Below are 16,953 nucleotides of genomic sequence, written 5' to 3' on the forward strand. Positions count from 1 at the left end.
AGGGCGTTGCTCAGCGCACGTCCACCCAGACCAGGTGGTGGTCGCTGGCCTTGGTGGCTGCAGCGGCCGGCTGCGTGCTCAGCGGCCAGTGCACCCCGCTGCCGAGGGTCTCAAAGCCGATGGAAGGCAGTACATAATCCAGGCGCAGGCTGCCATTGCGCGGGCCAAAATCGCCGGTGGCATGGGCCGGGTCGCCCTCCCGCTTGATCCCGCGTGCGGCGTAGGCCAGGCCGAGTTCACGCGCACCCTCGCTACCCGGGGCGGGAATCGGCGCCACCCGCGGGTGCTGCAGCAGCTGGACAATGGCTTCGTGCCTGCCGTTGCCATCGATCGGATCGTTGTTCAGGTCACCGACAATCACAAAGCGTGCAGCGGCGGGCAGGCCACCGCAGCGGCCCTGGTCGTCGCACAGCCAGTCGCTGTCGCTCTCGCCCTTGAGGTATTCGTGCCACAGCTTGAGCTCGTCGGCGTTGCGCGCGACGTTGCGCTTTTCCGGGCCATCAAACGCTGGCGGGGTCGGATGGCTGGCCAGCACATGGATGCGCCCGTTGGGGGTATCCACCGGCACGTCCCAGTGCGACTTGGACGACAGCCGCAGCTGCTGCCAGACCGCGTCGGGCCAGAACGGCTGGCCGCTGTCCGGGTCCAGCGGACGGGTCGCGCCGGGCAGGGTATGCCACTTGAGCAACTGGAAGGTGCGCGCCGCGGCGGTGTCGATCGGGTAGCGCGACAGCACCAGCATGCCGTACTGGCCCGGGTGCAGGCCGTAGCCCCAGGCATCATTGCCGCGTTCGCGGCCTTCGCCGCCGACCGTGCCGTTGTTGTCCAGGTCCAGGCCGCTGGGCACGCCGGTGTTGACCGGGGCCAGGTAGCGGTAGGCGTAATGCAGCGGTTGGCCGTCCTGTTCCTGCGCCACTTCCAGGTAGTTGCGCTGGAACAATTCGGCCGCCTGGCCTTGCGGGTCGAAGTCGAACTCGTTGATCAGCACGATATCCGGACGCACGCGCTGCAGGACCGCAGCAATATCGGCGGCCTGCTCACTGCCGGCCTGCAGCTTGGCGACCAGGCCGCCGGGCTGCTCGGTGTACAGCGAAACGTTGTAGGTGGCCAGGCGCAACGGCGCGTTGCCCGATTCGGTCATCGTGGTGGGGACGGTGGTGTGGCTGCAGGCGGCACAGAAGGCAGCGGCGGCCAGGAGAAGGGGGCGCAGTGTCATCACCGGATTATCTCACGCCGGTATGACGATCAATCCTCGGCCCGCTTGTTTGCCGCAAGTGGTTGCCACTGCTGGCCGTCGTAGGCTTCCAGGGCATTGAAATGGCGCTTGTAGTCCATCTTGCGATGCCGGGCGATCCAGTAACCCAGGTACAGATGGGGCAGCTGCAGGCGGCGGGCCCACTGCAGCTGTTGCAGGATTGCATAGGTGCCCAGGGAGCGATGCTGGCAGTCCGGGTCGTAGTAGGTGTACACCGCCGACAGCCCGTTGTCGGTGATATCGGTGACCGCCACCGCCAGCAGGGCATCCAGGCCCTGTTGATCGGGACCGCGGATTTCCATGAAACGGGTCTGTGACCAGTCGCCAAGCAGGAAACGGTCGTAATCGATGGCGTTGTGGTTGTCCATGCCGCCGCCGGCATGGCGGGCGCCCAGATACCGCTGGTACAGCGCCAGCTGTTCATCGGTGCGTACCGCAGGCAGTACCTGCCAGCGCAGGTCGGCATTGCGCTTGAGGCAGCGGCGCTGGTTGCGGTTGGGGTGGAAGCGGGTGCAGTCGATCCGCACCGGCACGCAGGCCTGGCATTGCGGGCATTGCGGCCGGTACAGCAGGTTGCCCGAGCGCCGGAAGCCCCAGCTCAGCCCCAGTGGATACAGCCTGGCCAGCCGCGGGTCGTCCGGGTCGATCACCAGGTCGCGTGCGGTACGCAACGGCCAGTAGCCACACGGGTGCGGGGTGCTCTGGAACAGTCGCAGTTGCGGGGTCGAAGCGCTCATTGACGCCAGCATAGCGGGGCTGGCGTCAATCCGGGACCGTGCTGTTCAGCCCGCGGGGACAATGCGGACGCGGAACTCATCCTCGCCCACACCCGGCTCGTTGGCCGGTGCCGGTGCTGCCGCTGGTTGCTGCGCCGGCGCCGCGGGCGGTGCCACTTCTGGCCGGCCGTTGCGCTGCAATACGATGAACAGGGCCACTGCGGCGATCATCACCAGCAGGGCGACGCGGATGCGCCAGCCCCAGGGATTTTGCCGCTGCGGCTGGATCTGCACCGCGGAAAAGTCCAGCGCCGTGGCCTGGCCGGGGTCGCGCCGGGTGGTGGCCAGCAGGCCAGCCGCGCGCAGGATCTCGCGTGCGCGGACCTGGTCCTCGGCACGCACCACCCAGACCGTCGGCAGGTTCTTGTTGTCGGCCTTGTCCAGGTAGCTGAACTGGCCGCTGCGCCGGCTGCGGTAGGAATGGCCGTTGGTAATCTGGACCTCGATGCCGTGTTCGCGCAGCCGCGTGGCCACGCCTTCGGCCGTTTCCACCCGCTGGCTGGAGAAGATCTGACGCATCGCTCAATTCCCGCTGTGGGCCGGGCCGACCCGGATCAGGCCTTCCTGGGCGGTGGAAGCGACCAGCCGGCCCTGGCGGTCGAAGTACTGGCCACGGGTCAGCCCGCGCGACTGCTGGGCGCTGGGGCTGTCAAGGGCATACAGCAGCCAGTCGTCGATGCGGAAATCGCGGTGGAACCACAGGGCATGGTCCAGCGAGGCCATCTGCACCCCGGGCTGGTTGTAGCTGATCTTGTGCGGGAAAGTGGCGGTGCCGAGCAGGTGGAAATCCGAGGCATAGGCCAGCAGTGCCTGGTGCAGGGGCGGCGTGCTGTCGGCCAGCGGCTGGCGCAGGCGTACCCAGAGCTGGTGATAGGGCGGCAGCGCCTGCGGGTTGAATTCATCGCGGGCGATCACATGGCGGAACTCGAACGGGCCCTCATGCGAAAGCCAGCGCTGGAACTTGGCCGGCAGCCGCGCCAGCACGTGCTCGTCCAGGGCCGGCGTTGGGTCAATGGCCTCCGGTGGCGGCACCACCGGCATGCTGAACTGGTGCTCGGCGCCGTCCTCGGGCTGCTGGAACGAGGCGGCACAGAAAAAGATGACCTTGCCCTTCTGGATGGCCGAGATGCGGCGCACCGAAAAGCTGCCACCATCGCGGGTGCGGTCCACGTCGTAGACGATCGGGTGTTCGATATCCCCGGCACGCAGGAAATACGCGTGCAGTGAATGCACCCGGCGATCACCGGTCACGGTGGCCTGTGCCGCTGCCAGCGCCTGTCCAAGCACCTGGCCGCCGAACACATAGCGGGTACCGATGTCGCGGCTCTGGCCACGGAACAGGTCCACTTCCAGGCGCTCCAGGGTGAGCAGGTCGATCAGTTCGGGGATCACGGTGGGGGACATGCAGGCGGGCCAGCTCATCAACAGCCGGTGATTATAGCCGGCTGCCTGTCAGCCCTTGCCGAGCCTGGCCAGCAGCCCGGTCAGCGCGGCTTGGGCATCGGCCTCGTACCAGGCCTGGACAAAGCGTTCGAGCTCGATGTGCTCCGGCGCCAGCGCCTCGTGCAGGTCGGCGCGCGCGATGGCGCGGGTGGCCAGCATCGGGCTACGCGGCAGGCGCAGCAGTTGTTCCATCCAGGCCAGCGCGCGGGCATCGACCTGCTCCAGCGGGACCAGTTCATCGACCATGCCCAGGGCGTGCGCGCGCTCGGCCGCGACCATTTCGCCGCCGATCAGCAGCTGCCCGGCGCGGTGGACACCGACCAGCCGGCGCAACAGGCGCTGGATCCCTTCCGGTGCCACCAGGCCGACCGCCACCTCGTTCAGGCCGATCCGGAACGGACGGGCGGCATCGCTGCTGGCGGCCATGATCCGGTAATCGGCGGCCAGCGACAGCACGCAGCCGCCGGCCGGGCAGTGTCCGCCAATGGCTACCACCACCGGGATCCGGCTGTGGCCGATGGCACGTACCGCACCGAAGAAGGCCTGCCAGCTTTGAAGCAGGCGGGCACGGTCATCGCCATGGGCCATCAGCTCCGGCACATCCATGCCTGCAGAGAAAATGCCCTCGCCACCGGACAGCACGATGCCCTGCACGCCATCGCTGTGCGCCTGTTCAATGGCCCCGATCAGGGCCCGGCACAGCGCGGTATCCAGCGCATTGACCGGTGGCCGGGCCAGACGGATCTGGCGGATCGGGCCGTGGTTGAACAGTGCAAGTGGGGCGGTCATGCTGGGCCATCGGACAGGAGGAGGGCCTCATGATAGTCAAAGCAATCGCTGCCGTTGCGCTGGCGCTGGCCGCCAGCGGCGCTGCGCATGCACTGCGCCCGGCACCGGCGGCCTGCCTGCTGCTGGAGCAGGGCTGGGTGCGGGCACCGATGGCCGGGCGTGCGATGACTGCCGGCTACGGGCAGTTGCATAACCGCTGCGCGCACACTGTCAGCCTCGTCGGCCTGCACAGTGCCCAGGCCCGGCACGTTGAGTTGCACCGGACCGAGATCACCGATGGCATCAGCCGGATGCGTCCGGTGCCGGGGCTGCAGCTAGCCGCAGGGCAACACGTGAGCCTGGAGCCGGGTGGCCTGCATCTGATGCTGCACGGGCTGCAGCCGGGCGTGGTGCCCGGCAGCCAGCTGGAGCTGGAGATCGATGATGGCAATGGCCATTGGGTCTATCGCCTGCCGGTACGCGCGCGCTGAGGCAACCCGCGCGATGGTGATGACGAAAAACCCCGGCTGCCGGCCGGGGTTTTTCAATCCACTCACGTGCGCTGCTTACTGGCTGGCCTGGCGCACGGCCTCGGGCAGCGGGGCGCTGCGGCCGGTCTGGGTATCCATCCAGACCACGACCACGTTGCCGTCCGAATACAGCACGCTGGCGTCCTTCTCATCGACGATGCGGTGGGCGATGGTCACCGAGGCATTGCCCAGGCGTTCCACGTACAGCTCCACCACGATGTTGTTCGGCCATACGATCGGGGCGCGGTAGTTGACGTTGGTGTTGGCCACCACCGGGGCGATGCGGTCGTTCATCGACACCCCTTCCACGCCGAGCATCCAGCGCACGCGCGCCTCTTCCAGGAAGGAAATGTACTTGGCGTTGTTGACGTGTCCCATCGCGTCCATGTCGCGCCAGCGCACGGTGATCGGCACGCGGGCCAGCAGTTTGGGGGAGGTGTCGCTCATTTCTCGGCCTTCTTGCGGGTGGTTTTCTTGGCGGCTTTGCGCGGTGGACGGGCATCGGGCTTGTTGGCCACGGCGGCCGGCTTCTCGCCCGGCGCGGCACCTGCCAGCAGCGGGGCCAGGAAGCGGCCGGTGTGCGAGCTTTCGGTGGCGGCAATCGCTTCGGGGGTGCCGCAGGCCAGGATGGTGCCACCGCGGTGGCCGCCCTCCGGCCCCAGGTCCACCACCCAGTCGGCGGTCTTGATCACATCCAGGTTGTGCTCGATCACCACCACGGTGTTGCCCTCGTCGCGCAGCTTGTGCAGTACCACCAGCAGCGCCTCGATGTCGTGGAAGTGCAGGCCGGTGGTTGGCTCGTCCAGGATGTACAGCGTGCGCCCGGTGTCGCGCCGGCTCAGCTCCTTGGCCAGCTTCACGCGCTGGGCCTCGCCGCCGGACAGGGTGGTCGCGCTCTGGCCGAGCTTGACGTAGCTCAGGCCGACATCGACCAGGGTCTCCAGCTTGCGTGCCAGCGCCGGCACCGGCTCGAACAGGGCCAGCGCATCCTCGACGGTCATCTCCAGGATGTCGTTGATGTTGTAGCCCTTGTAGGTGATCTCCAGCGTCTCGCGGTTGTAGCGCTTGCCGCCGCAGACATCGCACGGCACGTAGACGTCAGGCAGGAAGTGCATCTCGACCTTGATCAGGCCATCGCCCTGGCAGGCCTCGCAGCGGCCGCCACGCACGTTGAAGGAGAAGCGGCCCGGCGAGTAGCCGCGCGCGCGTGCCTCGGGCATCTGCGCGAACAACTCGCGCAGGGGGGTGAACAGCCCGGTGTAGGTGGCCGGGTTGGAGCGCGGGGTGCGTCCGATCGGCGACTGGTTGATGTCCACCACCTTGTCGAACAGGTCCAGGTTCTCGACCTCGCGGAACGGAGCCACGGTGTGCGAGGCGCCGTTGATCTCGTTGGCGGCCAGGGTGAACAGGGTGTCGTTGATCAGGGTGGACTTGCCCGAGCCGGACACGCCGGTGATGCAGGTCATCAGCCCGGCCGGGATGTCCAGGTCCACGTTCTTGAGGTTGTTGCCGCTGGCACCGCGCAGGTGCAGCATCATCTTCGGGTTCGGCGCGTGCCGGCGGGCCGGGACCTCGATCCGGCGTTTGCCGGACAGGAACTGGCCGGTCACCGATTCGGGGGCGGCCATCAGGTCCTCCATCGAGCCCTGGCCGACCACGCGGCCACCGTGCACGCCGGCGCCCGGGCCGATGTCCACCACATGGTCGGCCAGGCGGATCGCGTCCTCGTCGTGCTCGACCACGATCACCGTATTGCCGAGGTCGCGCAGCCGGGTCAGGGTGGCCAGCAGGCGCTCGTTGTCGCGCTGGTGCAGGCCGATGGAGGGCTCGTCGAGCACGTACATCACCCCGACCAGGCCGGCGCCGATCTGGCTGGCCAGGCGGATGCGCTGGGCTTCGCCGCCGGACAGGGTCTCGGCCTTGCGCTCGAGCATCAGGTAATCCAGCCCGACATCGACCAGGAAGCCCAGCCGTTCGCTGATTTCCTTGACGATCTTGCTGGCGATTTCCCCGCGCCAGCCGGGCAGGTGCAGGTGCTGGAAGAAGGCCAGTGCCTCGCCGATCGGCAGGGTGACGATGTCCGACAGCGGGCGATCGGCCACGAACACGTGGCGGGCGGCGCGGTTCAGGCGCGCGCCGTTGCATTCCGGGCAGGGGCGCTGGGAAATGTACTTGGCCAGCTCCTCGCGCACGGCGGCCGATTCGGTTTCGCGGTAGCGCCGCTGCAGGTTCGGAACCACGCCTTCAAAACGGTGCTTGCGCTGGCTGCGGCCGCCGGCCTCGGTGAAGTAGGTGAAATTGATCTGCTCTTCGCCGCTGCCATACAGGATCGCCTGCTGTACCTCGGTGCCCAGGCTGTCCCACGGGGCGTCGACATCGAAGCCGTAGTGCCTGGCCAGCGAGGCGATCAGCTGGAAATAGTAGGCATTGCGCCGGTCCCAGCCGCGCACCGCACCAGCGGCCAGGCTCAGCTCCGGGTGGGTCACCACGCGCGCCGGGTCGAAGAACTCGGCCACGCCCAGGCCATCACAGCCGGAGCAGGCGCCCATCGGTGCGTTGAACGAGAACAGCCGCGGTTCCAGTTCGGGCAGCGCGTAGTCGCACAATGGGCAGGAATACTTGGAGGAGAACAGCTGGGCTGGCTCGTCGGGCTGGTCCAGCGACATCACCGTGGCCATGCCGTCGCCCAGTTTCAGGGCGGTCTCGAAGCTTTCGGCCAGGCGCTGCTTGAGGTCCTCGCGCGGACGGAAGCGGTCGATCACCGCTTCAATGGTGTGTTTCACCCGCAGTGCCAATGGCGGCACCGCGTCGATCTCGTGCACCACGCCGTCCACGCGCACGCGTACGTAGCCCTGGGCGCGCAGCTGCTCGAACACCTGCACATGCTCGCCCTTGCGCTCGCGCACCACCGGCGCCAGCAGCATCCAGCGCTGCCCGCCATCCAGCGCCAGCACCTGGTCCACCATCTGGCTGACGGTCTGCGCCTCCAGCGGGTAGCCGTGGTCGGGGCAGCGCGGGGTGCCGACGCGGGCGTAGAGCAGGCGCAGGTAGTCGTAAATCTCGGTGATGGTGCCGACGGTGGAGCGCGGGTTGTGGCTGGTGGACTTCTGCTCGATCGAGATTGCCGGGCTCAGGCCCTCGATATGGTCGATATCCGGCTTTTCCATCACGCTGAGGAACTGGCGTGCATAGGCTGACAGCGATTCGACGTAGCGGCGCTGGCCCTCGGCATAGATGGTGTCGAAGGCCAGCGAGGACTTGCCCGAGCCGGACAGGCCGGTGATCACGATCAGCTTGTCGCGCGGCAGGTCCAGGTCGATGTTCTTGAGGTTGTGGGTCCGCGCGCCGCGGAGCCGGATGTAGTCCATCGCCATGGGGGATTCCAGTTGCGCCGCCCGGTGCACCGGGCGGTTGGGGAGGGTGGCAGTCGACCAGCCTAACCAGCCGCATCGCCGGGGGCAATCTGCGTGGAGGAGGGCGCCGGCAATCGGCAACCGCGGTTGAACCTGGGCGGCTGCGCGGTTTGACTGGAAAGTGGCCGGGCGCATACAATCCCGCTCCTGTCTATCCGGTTGGGTAGATGCTCGCGACCACAATAACTACAGAGGAAGTCTGGTCATGTATGCAGTTCTGGTAACTGGCGGTAAGCAGTACCGCGTTGCCCAGGGTGAAACCCTGCGCGTTGAAAAGCTCGAGGCCGATGTCGGCAGCGAGATCACCTTTGACAACGTCCTGATGCTCGGCGATGCCGATGGCATCAAGATCGGTGAAGCCGTCAAGGGCGCTACCGTGACCGCCAAGGTCGTCGAACAGGGTCGTGCCGACAAGGTCCGCATCATCAAGTTCCGTCGCCGCAAGCACCACATGAAGCGCCAGGGCCACCGTCAGTACTACACCCAGATCGAAATCACCGGCATCGCCGGTGGTAACAAGTAAGCTCTAAGGAGAAGCAGTCATGGCACATAAAAAGGGCGTAGGCTCCTCGCGCAACGGTCGCGACTCCAACCCGAAGTACCTGGGCGTCAAGATCTTCGGCGGCCAGGCGATCGAAGCCGGCAACATCATCGTGCGTCAGCGCGGCACCCAGTTCCATCCGGGCGCCGGCGTTGGTCTGGGTCGTGACCACACCCTGTTCGCACTGGTCGACGGCAAGGTGGAATTCACCGTCAAGGGCCCGAACAAGCGTCGTACCGTCAACGTGGTTGCTGCTGTCTGATCAGCGCCGGTTGCGGCGAGCGCGCCGTCAAGGTGCGCAAACGCTGACGAAAGCCCCGCTTCGGCGGGGTTTTTCGTTGCTCCGGCCATTGGTCGGGCAATATCATCCACCGTGCTGTCAGCCGGTGGTGGCTACACTTCGCGGATCGGCCAGGGTTACCGGCCTCCGCCCAAGGCAATCGAGCGCGTCATGAAACTTGTAGACGAGGCAGAAATCCAGGTCATCGCCGGCAACGGCGGCAACGGCTGCGTCGGCTTCCGTCGCGAGAAGTTCATCCCGCTGGGCGGGCCGGACGGTGGTGATGGTGGCAATGGCGGCAGTGTCTGGCTGGTCGCCGATGAAAATTTGAATACCCTGATCGACTTCCGTCACGAGCGCATCTTCAAGGCGCAGCGTGGCGAGAACGGCATGGGCCGGCAGATGTATGGCAAGGGCGGTGAGGACAAGATCATCACCGTTCCGGTCGGCACCGTGGTGATCAATGTCGCCACCGATGAAGTGATCGGCGACCTGACCACCCACGGCGATCGTCTGCTGGTGGCCAAGGGCGGCAAGGGGGGCCTGGGCAACATGCACTTCAAAAGCTCGGTCAACCGTTCGCCACGGCAGGCACTGCCGGGTGAGGAGGGTGAGGAGCGGTTGCTGAAGCTGGAGCTCAAGCTGCTGGCCGATGTTGGCCTGCTGGGCTTTCCCAATGCCGGCAAGAGCACCTTCATCCGTGCCGTTTCGGCAGCGACCCCGAAGGTGGCTGATTACCCCTTCACCACGCTGTACCCGAACCTGGGTGTGGTCAAGGTCGAGAACTACCGCAGCTTCGTCATCGCCGACGTGCCCGGCCTGATCGAGGGTGCCGCCGATGGCGCCGGCCTGGGGACCCAGTTCCTGCGCCACCTGCAGCGCACCCGGCTGTTGCTGCATCTGGTGGACATCTCGCCGATGGAAGGCGGGGTGGACGGGGTGTCGCCGGTGGAGCAGGTGCGGGCGATCGAGCGCGAGCTGGCAAAGCACGACCCGGAGCTGCTGGACAAGCCGCGCTGGTTGATCCTGAACAAGGCAGACCTGATGTTCGAGGACGAAGCCAGGTCTGCCGCCGAGCAGATCATTGCCGAGCTGGACTGGAAGGCGCCGTGGTTCCTGGTGTCGGCGCTGGGTCGTGAGGGCACCTGGCCGATCATGAACAAGGTGATGACCTTCTTTGACCAGCAGCGTGAGGCTGCCGAAGAGGCGGCGCGCGAGCAGGGCTGAACGGCCTTCCTGATGGCGGAAAGCCCGGCTGCTGGCCGGGCTTTTTTGTACCTGCACCCCGCTGGGGGTGATGTGGACATGTCTGCCGCGGCCGCATGAAATCCGCGCTGCCCCGCGTTGTTGCTGTCAGGTAGGTGCGCCGACGGTGCCAGCGGTTGCGCTCCGGTTCGGGCGCTGGCTGCCTGCGGGTGTGCCGCAGCAGTAACTGGCGCCTTCCTGGGTCGGCCTGCCTCTGGGTGGGGCTGTGCCTGCCGCCCGTGCCCGGTGGCAATAAAAAACCCGGCCGAAGCCGGGTTTTTGGGTAGCCACTACTGCAGTAGCGGCTGCCAGTGCCGTTCCGACTAGACTCAGGCCGCAGCCAGAGCCTTGATGCGGGCGGTCAGGCGGCTCTTGTGGCGAGCAGCCTTGTTCTTGTGGATCAGGCCACGGGCGCTCAGGCGATCCAGGATCGGCTGGGCGGCAGTGAAGGCAGCCTGGGCGCCTGCGGCGTCGTTGGCGTCCAGGGCCTTGATCACCTTCTTGACAGCGGTGCGCAGCATCGAACGCTGAGCGACGTTGCGCTCGTTGCGCACGACGGTCTGCTTGGCGCGCTTCTTGGCGGACTTGATATTGGCCACGGTGGTGGTTTCCTGAAAAATCGGTGTAGTGGGAACAGCAAGCACGCTAGTATGATCACCTTCGAACTTTACGTCAAGTTGACTTGTCAAGGGGGCGCCGTTGAGCGCACGACTGTTGCGCTCGACTGCGGTCTTCAGCGCCATGACCTTCCTTTCGCGCATCAGTGGCCTGCTGCGTGACCTGATCTACGCCCAGGTGTTTGGCGCCAGTGCGGCCATGGACGCTTTCGTGGCCGTGTTCAGGATTCCCAACTTCCTGCGCCGGCTCTCTGCCGAGGGCTCGTTCTCGATGGCCTTCGTGCCGGTGCTGGCCCAGTACAAGGCCGCAGGCGACCTGCAGGCGGTCAAGGTCCTGGTGGACCGGGTGGCCGGGGTGCTGATCGGGGCGCTGCTGGTGGTCACCGCCGCAGCGATTGCCGCCTCGCCGTGGCTGATCAGCGTGGTTGCGCCGGGGTTTGTGCCCGGCAGCGAGCAGTGGCAGCTGGCGGTGGACATGCTGCGCATCACCTTCCCGTATGCCCTGTTCATCTCGCTGGCGGCGATGGTCGGCGGCATCCTGAACAGTTACGGGCGCTTTGCGATCCCGGCGCTGTCGCCGATCCTGCTCAATGTGGCCATGATCATCGCCGCGCTGTGGGGCGCGCCGCTGGCCCGGCACTGGGGTTATGAGCCGGTGTTCGCGCTGGCCTGGGGGGTATTTGCCGCCGGTGTGCTGCAGCTGGCCTTCCAGCTGCCGTCGCTGGCCAGGCTCGGGCTGCTGCCGCGCCCGCGCTGGGACCTGGCCCATGCCGGGGTGCGCAGGATCGGCAGGCTGATGGTGCCGACCCTGTTTGGCGCCTCGGTGGCGCAGTTCAACCTGTTGTTCAATACCTTCGCCGCCTCGCTGCTGGTCGGTGGCTCGATGACCTGGCTGTACTACTCCGACCGTCTGCTTGAATTTCCCCTGGGCATGTTCGGGGTGGCGATCGGCACGGTGATCCTGCCGCATCTGTCCGCGCGCTTTGCTGCCGGCGATGTGGACGGCTATTCACGGGGGCTGGACTGGGGCCTGCGGCTGTGCCTGCTGATCGGCATTCCGGCCGGCATCGGCCTGGTGCTGTGCGCCGAGGCGCTGCTGTTCACACTGTTCCAGTACGGCAATTTCAGTGCCACCGATGCGCGGATGAGCGCCTGGTCGCTGGTGGCGCAGGCGCTGGCGGTGCCGGCCTTTTTGCTGGTCAAGGTGCTGGCGCCGGCATTTTTCTCCCGCCAGGACACCCGCACCCCGGTCAAGGCCGGGCTGGTCTCGGTGGCGATCAATGCACTGGCGACGCTGGGCCTGATCGCGGGCCTGCTGTGGTTGACCCCGGCCGGGCAGGCGGCGCTGGCGCAGGCCGGTGGCAGCCTGACCGGGGCGCTGAAGCTGCTGCCCGGGGCGCATGCGCTGCTGGCCCTGGCCATCGCCATCGCCGGCTGGAGCAATGCGCTGCAACTGGCCTGGTACCTGCGCCGTGCCGGGGTATTCAGCGGTCAGCCGGGCTGGGGCCGGTTTGCGCTGCAGGTTGGCCTGGCCAGCCTGGCGATGGTGGTGGTGCTGCTGCTGCTGCGCGGGCTGTGGCCGGATTTTGCCGCCTGGCTGTGGTGGCAACGCGGCCTGCGCCTGCTGGCCATGGTCGTTGCCGGGGCGACGGCCTATGCGCTGGTACTGCTGCTGTGCGGCTACAACCTGCGTCAGTTGCGCGCGCGGTGAGGCGGCGGCCAGCTGCAGCCGGCTATACTTTCCCGTCCCCCGTCTAGATGCCGGTTGTGCCGGTTGGCTCTACATCCATGACTAGGCTGTTCCGCAAGCTTGAAGGCAACGTGCTGTTTCCCGCCGGCAGTGTGGTGTGCATTGGTGCCTTTGATGGCGTGCATCTGGGGCATCGGGCGTTGCTGCGGCATACCGCCCAGCGCGCGGCCGCGCTCGGCGTGCCGGCGGTGGCGGTGTCCTTCGAGCCGTTGCCGCGTGAGTTCTTCGGCCGCGGCAATCCGCCGCCGCGGCTGAGCCTGGCGCGCAGCAAGGTCGATGCCTTGATTGCCGAAGGGATGCAGGGCATCGGCCTGCTGGCCTTTGATGCGGCGATGGCCGCGACCAGCGCCGAGGATTTCGTGCGCCAGCTGCTGGTGCAGCGGCTGTGCGCGCGCGAAGTCTGGATCGGCCCGGAGTTCAGTTTCGGCAACCGGCGCGGCGGCAACCTGGCGTTGTTGCAGGCAATGGGGCAGCAGCTGGGTTTTGTTGCCGGGCAGATCGATACCGTCCAGGTCAACGGCGAGCGGGTCTCCAGCACCCGCATCCGCCAGCACCTGCTGGCCGGTGAGTTTGCCGCGGCGGCGGACCTGCTCGGGCGCCCGTATGCGATTGCCGGCCGGGTGGTGCGGGGCCGGCAACTCGGCCGCACGCTGGGTTTCCCGACCGCCAACCTGCGTTTTCCGCGTACCCCGGCGCTGTCGGGCATCTACGCGACCTGGGTGCACGGGGTGTACCAGACGCCGTGGCCATCGGTCTCCAGTTTCGGTACCCGTCCGACAGTGGACGGGGTGGAGCCGTTGCTGGAAGCCCATCTGTTCGACTTCGCCGGTGACCTGTACGGTCGCCACATCGAAGTTGAATTCGTCGCCAAGTTGCGCGATGAAGAAAAATTCAATGACCTGCCGGCGTTGACCGCGCAGATGCAGCGTGATGCCGCCCAGGCGCGTCACATCCTTTCAGAACACAGACTGCGAGCCACCGCGTGAGCCAGGACTACAAAGCCACCCTCAACCTGCCGGCAACCGATTTCCCGATGCGCGGCGACCTGCCCAAGCGCGAGCCGGGCATGCTGGAGCGCTGGGAAGAGCAGGGCCTGTACGCGCAGCTGCGCGCCAACGCCGCCGGCCGTCCGCTGTTCGTTCTGCACGACGGCCCGCCGTATGCCAACGGCCAGATCCACCTGGGCCATGCGGTCAACAAGATCCTGAAGGACATCATCGTCAAGTCGCGCTATCTGGCCGGCTTCGATGCGCCTTACGTGCCGGGTTGGGATTGCCACGGCCTGCCGATCGAGATCGCGGTGGAAAAGAAGTGGGGCAAGGTCGGCACCAAGCTGGACGCGCGTGAGTTCCGCCAGAAGTGCCGCGAGTACGCCGCCGAGCAGATCGAGATCCAGCGCCGCGACTTCAAGCGCCTGGGCGTGACCGGCGACTGGGACAACCCGTACCGCACCGCCGATTTTGCCTTCGAGGCCAACGAGATCCGTGCCCTGTCCAAGATCGTGGCCAATGGCCACCTGGTGCGTGGCGCCAAGCCGGTGCACTGGTGTTTTGACTGCGGCTCGGCGCTGGCCGAGGCCGAGATCGAATACCAGGACAAGGTCTCCCCGGCCATCGACGTGGCCTATCCGGCGCGCGATAGTGCCGCGCTGGCGGCGGCCTTTGGCGTCGATCTTCCGGCCGGGGTGGAAGTAGCGGTACCGATCTGGACCACCACCCCGTGGACCCTGCCGGCTTCGCTGGCGGTGTCCCTTGGTGCGGAAATCGAGTACGTGCTGGTGGAAGGCCCGGCCCGCAACGGCACGCCGCGCTGGCTGGTGCTGGCGGCCAAGCTGGCCGACAAGGCACTGGCCCGTTACGGCATCAACGAGGCCGTGGTGCACGGCCGCGCTGCCGGCTCGGCGCTGGAAAACCAGCTGCTGGCCCACCCGTTCTATGACGGGCGCGACATCCCGCTGCTCAATGGCGGGCACGTCTCCGACGAGGATGGCACCGGTGCAGTGCACACCGCGCCGGGTCACGGCCAGGAAGACTTCGCCGTCAGCCAGCAGTACGCGCTGATGGACAACTACAACGCCGGGCAGATCAACCCGGTCGATGGTCGCGGCGTGTACCTGGAATCCACCCCGGCCGCCGATGGTGCCGAGCTGGCCGGCCAGCACATCTGGAAGACCCAGGACGCCATCGTCCAGGTACTTACCGCGCGTGGCGTGCTGCTGGCACACACGAAGATGGAGCACAGCTACCCGCACTGCTGGCGCCACAAGACCCCGGTGGTGTTCCGCGCCACTCCGCAGTGGTTCATCGCGATGGACAAGGCCGGCCTGCGTGCCGATGCGATGGCCGCCATCGGCAAGGTCGGCTGGTTCCCGGCCTGGGGCCAGGCGCGCATCGGCGCGATGGTCGAGGGCCGCCCGGACTGGTGCATCAGCCGCCAGCGCACCTGGGGCGTGCCGATCGCGCTGTTCACCCACCGCCTGACCGGCGAAATCCATCCGCGCAGCGTCGAGCTGATGCAGCAGGTGGCCGACATCGTCCAGGAGCAGGGCATCGATGCCTGGTTCGACCTGGATTCGGCCAGCCTGCTCGGCGCCGAGGCCGCCGACTACGAGAAGGTCACCGACATCCTGGATGTCTGGTTCGACTCGGGCGTCACCCACGAGGGTGTGCTGCTGGACCGTGGCTTCGGCAAGCCGGCCGACCTGTATCTGGAGGGTTCGGACCAGCACCGTGGCTGGTTCCAGTCCTCGCTGCTGACCGGCGTGGCGATCGACAAGGCGGCTCCGTACAAGCAGTGCCTGACCCACGGTTTCACCGTGGACGAGCACGGCCGCAAGATGTCCAAGTCGCTGGGCAACGGCATCGAGCCGCAGGACATCATGAAGACCCTGGGTGCGGACATCCTGCGCCTGTGGATCGCCTCGGCCGACTACTCCAACGAGATGTCGCTGTCGCAGGAAATCCTCAAGCGCAACGCTGATGCCTACCGCCGCCTGCGCAATACCGCCCGCTTCCTGCTGGCCAACCTGGACGGCTTCGATCCGGCGGCCAACAGCGTTGCACTGGAACAGATGGTTGCGCTGGACCGCTGGATCATCGACCGCGCCTGGCAGCTGCAGGAAAAGATCAAGGCGGCCTATGACCGCTACGACCTGGCCGAGATCGTGCAGGCGCTGCTGAACTTCTGCTCGGTGGACCTGGGTTCGCTGTACCTGGACGTGACCAAGGACCGGCTGTACACGATGCCGGCCGATTCGCTGGGCCGGCGCAGTGCGCAGACCGCGATGTACCACGTGGCCGAGGCCTTCGTGCGTTGGATCGCCCCGGTGCTGACCTTCACCTCCGACGAGCTGTGGGCCTACCTGCCGGGCGAGCGCGCCGGGCATGTGCTGTTCACCACGTGGTACGACGGCCTGGCACCGCTGCCGGCCGATGCGGCGCTGGCTGCGGCTGATTTCGAGCAGCTGCTGGCCATGCGCGAGCAGGTGTCCAAGGTGTTGGAGCCGATGCGCGCCAACGGCGTCATCGGTGCCGCACTGGAGGCGGAAATCACCATCGCCGCCAATGCCGGCACCGTCGCCCGGCTGGCCCCGCTGGCCGAGGAGCTGCGCTTCTTGTTCATCAGTGGCGATGTCCAGGTGCGCGAAGCCAGCACCGAGGAAATCTTCATCAGCGCCGAGCCGACGGCCAAGACCAAGTGCGTGCGCTGCTGGCACCACCGTAGCGATGTCGGCAGCGTGGCCGAGCACCCGGAACTGTGCGGCCGTTGTGCCGACAACGTGGCCGGTGGCGGTGAAACCCGGTGGTGGTTCTGATGACGGCCCGTCCGCGCCCCAATGCGCTGGTCTGGCTGCTGCTGTCGCTGGCGGTCATCGTGCTTGACCAGTGGAGCAAGGCCTGGGTGCTGTCCAGCCTGCCCGAGTACACCGCCGTGCCGGTGATCGAGGGCTTCTGGAACTGGTACCGCACCTACAACACCGGCGCGGCCTTCAGCTTCCTGGCCGGCGCCGGCGGCTGGCAGCTGTGGCTGTTCACCGGCCTAGCCGTGGCCATCAGCGGCCTGCTGGGCTGGTGGCTGTTCAACCTGCCACGCGGCCAGTGGAAGGCGGCACTGCCGTATGCGCTGGTGATCGGCGGCGCCATCGGCAATGTGATCGACCGCCAGATCCATGGCCATGTGGTGGATTTCATCCAGTGGCATGTCGGCAGCTACTACTGGCCGGCATTCAACATCGCCGACTGCGCCATCGTCGGCGGTGCCATCGGTATTTTTGTGTTCGGCCTGTTCGAGGGCAGGAACACCCCCAAGGCTGCCGGTTGAGCGCGCAGCCCCGTA

Annotated in this window: 16 protein-coding genes; 8 read left to right on the plus strand and 8 right to left on the minus strand. The window is 66.9% G+C overall.

The window, feature by feature from the left end:
• Window positions 1-10: 10 nt before the first annotated feature.
• Genes ABB25_RS02600 through ABB25_RS02620 form a run of 5 tightly spaced genes read right to left on the minus strand, consistent with a single transcriptional unit; the run spans window position 11 to window position 4,263 of the window.
• Window positions 11-1,216 (minus strand): endonuclease/exonuclease/phosphatase family protein, encoded by a 1,206-nt coding sequence (locus tag ABB25_RS02600; protein WP_057663340.1) that lies wholly within the window; start codon window positions 1,214-1,216, stop codon window positions 11-13.
• Window positions 1,217-1,245: 29 nt separating this feature from the next.
• The gene (locus ABB25_RS02605; RefSeq protein ID WP_425477304.1) at window positions 1,246-2,001 is read right to left on the minus strand and encodes an arginyltransferase; all 756 of its coding nucleotides are present in this window, start codon (window positions 1,999-2,001) and stop codon (window positions 1,246-1,248) included.
• 36 nt (window positions 2,002-2,037) lie between these two features.
• A complete protein-coding gene (locus tag ABB25_RS02610) occupies window positions 2,038-2,550 on the minus strand; it encodes a putative signal transducing protein (RefSeq protein WP_057663347.1) in 513 nt (170 codons plus the stop codon).
• Between the two features lie 3 nt (window positions 2,551-2,553).
• The gene (gene tesB, locus ABB25_RS02615) at window positions 2,554-3,435 is read right to left on the minus strand and encodes an acyl-CoA thioesterase II (protein WP_152980947.1); all 882 of its coding nucleotides are present in this window, start codon (window positions 3,433-3,435) and stop codon (window positions 2,554-2,556) included.
• Between the two features lie 48 nt (window positions 3,436-3,483).
• Complete coding sequence (locus ABB25_RS02620; protein WP_057663352.1) at window positions 3,484-4,263, minus strand: enoyl-CoA hydratase/isomerase family protein; 780 nt, start codon at window positions 4,261-4,263, stop codon at window positions 3,484-3,486.
• 29 nt (window positions 4,264-4,292) lie between these two features.
• On the opposite strand from ABB25_RS02620, the gene ABB25_RS02625 reads away from it, so the two are divergent.
• Window positions 4,293-4,733, plus strand: coding sequence for a copper chaperone PCu(A)C (locus tag ABB25_RS02625; protein ID WP_057663355.1), 441 nt, complete (start codon window positions 4,293-4,295; stop codon window positions 4,731-4,733).
• Window positions 4,734-4,808: 75 nt separating this feature from the next.
• Here ABB25_RS02625 and ABB25_RS02630 read toward each other — a convergent pair whose 3' ends face one another.
• Together ABB25_RS02630 and uvrA are read right to left on the minus strand one after the other, a co-directional pair.
• Complete coding sequence (locus ABB25_RS02630) at window positions 4,809-5,219, minus strand: acyl-CoA thioesterase (RefSeq protein ID WP_057663357.1); 411 nt, start codon at window positions 5,217-5,219, stop codon at window positions 4,809-4,811.
• On the minus strand, window positions 5,216-8,146 hold the full coding sequence (gene uvrA, locus ABB25_RS02635) for an excinuclease ABC subunit UvrA (RefSeq protein WP_057663362.1): 2,931 nt from the start codon (window positions 8,144-8,146) through the stop codon (window positions 5,216-5,218). The genes ABB25_RS02630 and uvrA overlap by 4 nt, the downstream gene beginning before the upstream one ends.
• A gap of 244 nt (window positions 8,147-8,390) precedes the next feature.
• On the opposite strand from uvrA, the gene rplU reads away from it, so the two are divergent.
• The 3 genes from rplU (at window position 8,391) to obgE (ending at window position 10,233) form a co-directional block, all read left to right on the plus strand.
• Window positions 8,391-8,708, plus strand: coding sequence for a 50S ribosomal protein L21 (rplU, locus tag ABB25_RS02640; protein ID WP_057663364.1), 318 nt, complete (start codon window positions 8,391-8,393; stop codon window positions 8,706-8,708).
• 19 nt (window positions 8,709-8,727) lie between these two features.
• Window positions 8,728-8,988 carry a 50S ribosomal protein L27 gene (gene rpmA / locus ABB25_RS02645; protein WP_057663366.1) on the plus strand — a complete coding sequence of 87 codons (261 nt, stop codon included), beginning with the start codon at window positions 8,728-8,730 and terminating at the stop codon, window positions 8,986-8,988.
• Between the two features lie 189 nt (window positions 8,989-9,177).
• Window positions 9,178-10,233 carry a GTPase ObgE gene (gene obgE, locus ABB25_RS02650; protein ID WP_057664411.1) on the plus strand — a complete coding sequence of 352 codons (1,056 nt, stop codon included), beginning with the start codon at window positions 9,178-9,180 and terminating at the stop codon, window positions 10,231-10,233.
• 347 nt (window positions 10,234-10,580) lie between these two features.
• Here obgE and rpsT read toward each other — a convergent pair whose 3' ends face one another.
• Entirely contained in the window at window positions 10,581-10,850 is a 270-nt protein-coding gene (gene rpsT / locus ABB25_RS02655) for a 30S ribosomal protein S20 (protein ID WP_057663369.1), read from the minus strand.
• A gap of 142 nt (window positions 10,851-10,992) precedes the next feature.
• Between rpsT and murJ the strand changes: the two genes are divergently transcribed.
• The 4 genes from murJ to lspA all read left to right on the plus strand — a co-directional run bounded on the left by murJ (window position 10,993) and on the right by lspA (window position 16,938).
• The gene (gene murJ, locus ABB25_RS02660; protein WP_057663372.1) at window positions 10,993-12,579 is read left to right on the plus strand and encodes a murein biosynthesis integral membrane protein MurJ; all 1,587 of its coding nucleotides are present in this window, start codon (window positions 10,993-10,995) and stop codon (window positions 12,577-12,579) included.
• Window positions 12,580-12,656: 77 nt separating this feature from the next.
• Window positions 12,657-13,604, plus strand: coding sequence for a bifunctional riboflavin kinase/FAD synthetase (locus tag ABB25_RS02665; protein ID WP_057663375.1), 948 nt, complete (start codon window positions 12,657-12,659; stop codon window positions 13,602-13,604).
• Entirely contained in the window at window positions 13,601-16,432 is a 2,832-nt protein-coding gene (ileS, locus tag ABB25_RS02670) for an isoleucine--tRNA ligase (RefSeq protein WP_057663378.1), read from the plus strand. The genes ABB25_RS02665 and ileS overlap by 4 nt, the downstream gene beginning before the upstream one ends.
• Window positions 16,432-16,938: a signal peptidase II gene (lspA, locus tag ABB25_RS02675; RefSeq protein WP_057663381.1), complete on the plus strand. Its 507-nt coding sequence runs from the start codon at window positions 16,432-16,434 to the stop codon at window positions 16,936-16,938. Before ileS ends, lspA begins: the two co-directional genes overlap by 1 nt.
• Window positions 16,939-16,953: the final 15 nt, after the last annotated feature.

Origin of the sequence: Stenotrophomonas koreensis (assembly GCF_001431525.1) — a bacterium.
Taxonomy (GTDB): Bacteria; Pseudomonadota; Gammaproteobacteria; order Xanthomonadales; family Xanthomonadaceae; genus Stenotrophomonas; species Stenotrophomonas koreensis.

Bases quoted from the DNA above. Each gene is read 5' to 3' on its own strand.
- ABB25_RS02600 (WP_057663340.1), bottom strand. From the start codon at position 1,216: ATGACACTGCGCCCCCTTCTCCTGGCCGCCGCTGCCTTCTGTGCCGCC.
- ABB25_RS02665 (WP_057663375.1), top strand. From the start codon at position 12,657: ATGACTAGGCTGTTCCGCAAGCTTGAAGGCAACGTGCTGTTTCCCGCC.
- ABB25_RS02610 (WP_057663347.1), bottom strand. From the start codon at position 2,550: ATGCGTCAGATCTTCTCCAGCCAGCGGGTGGAAACGGCCGAAGGCGTG.
- obgE (WP_057664411.1), top strand. From the start codon at position 9,178: ATGAAACTTGTAGACGAGGCAGAAATCCAGGTCATCGCCGGCAACGGC.
- murJ (WP_057663372.1), top strand. From the start codon at position 10,993: ATGACCTTCCTTTCGCGCATCAGTGGCCTGCTGCGTGACCTGATCTAC.
- rpmA (WP_057663366.1), top strand. From the start codon at position 8,728: ATGGCACATAAAAAGGGCGTAGGCTCCTCGCGCAACGGTCGCGACTCC.
- lspA (WP_057663381.1), top strand. From the start codon at position 16,432: ATGACGGCCCGTCCGCGCCCCAATGCGCTGGTCTGGCTGCTGCTGTCG.
- ABB25_RS02625 (WP_057663355.1), top strand. From the start codon at position 4,293: ATGATAGTCAAAGCAATCGCTGCCGTTGCGCTGGCGCTGGCCGCCAGC.
- rplU (WP_057663364.1), top strand. From the start codon at position 8,391: ATGTATGCAGTTCTGGTAACTGGCGGTAAGCAGTACCGCGTTGCCCAG.
- ABB25_RS02630 (WP_057663357.1), bottom strand. From the start codon at position 5,219: ATGAGCGACACCTCCCCCAAACTGCTGGCCCGCGTGCCGATCACCGTG.
- tesB (WP_152980947.1), bottom strand. From the start codon at position 3,435: ATGTCCCCCACCGTGATCCCCGAACTGATCGACCTGCTCACCCTGGAG.
- uvrA (WP_057663362.1), bottom strand. From the start codon at position 8,146: ATGGCGATGGACTACATCCGGCTCCGCGGCGCGCGGACCCACAACCTC.
- ABB25_RS02620 (WP_057663352.1), bottom strand. From the start codon at position 4,263: ATGACCGCCCCACTTGCACTGTTCAACCACGGCCCGATCCGCCAGATC.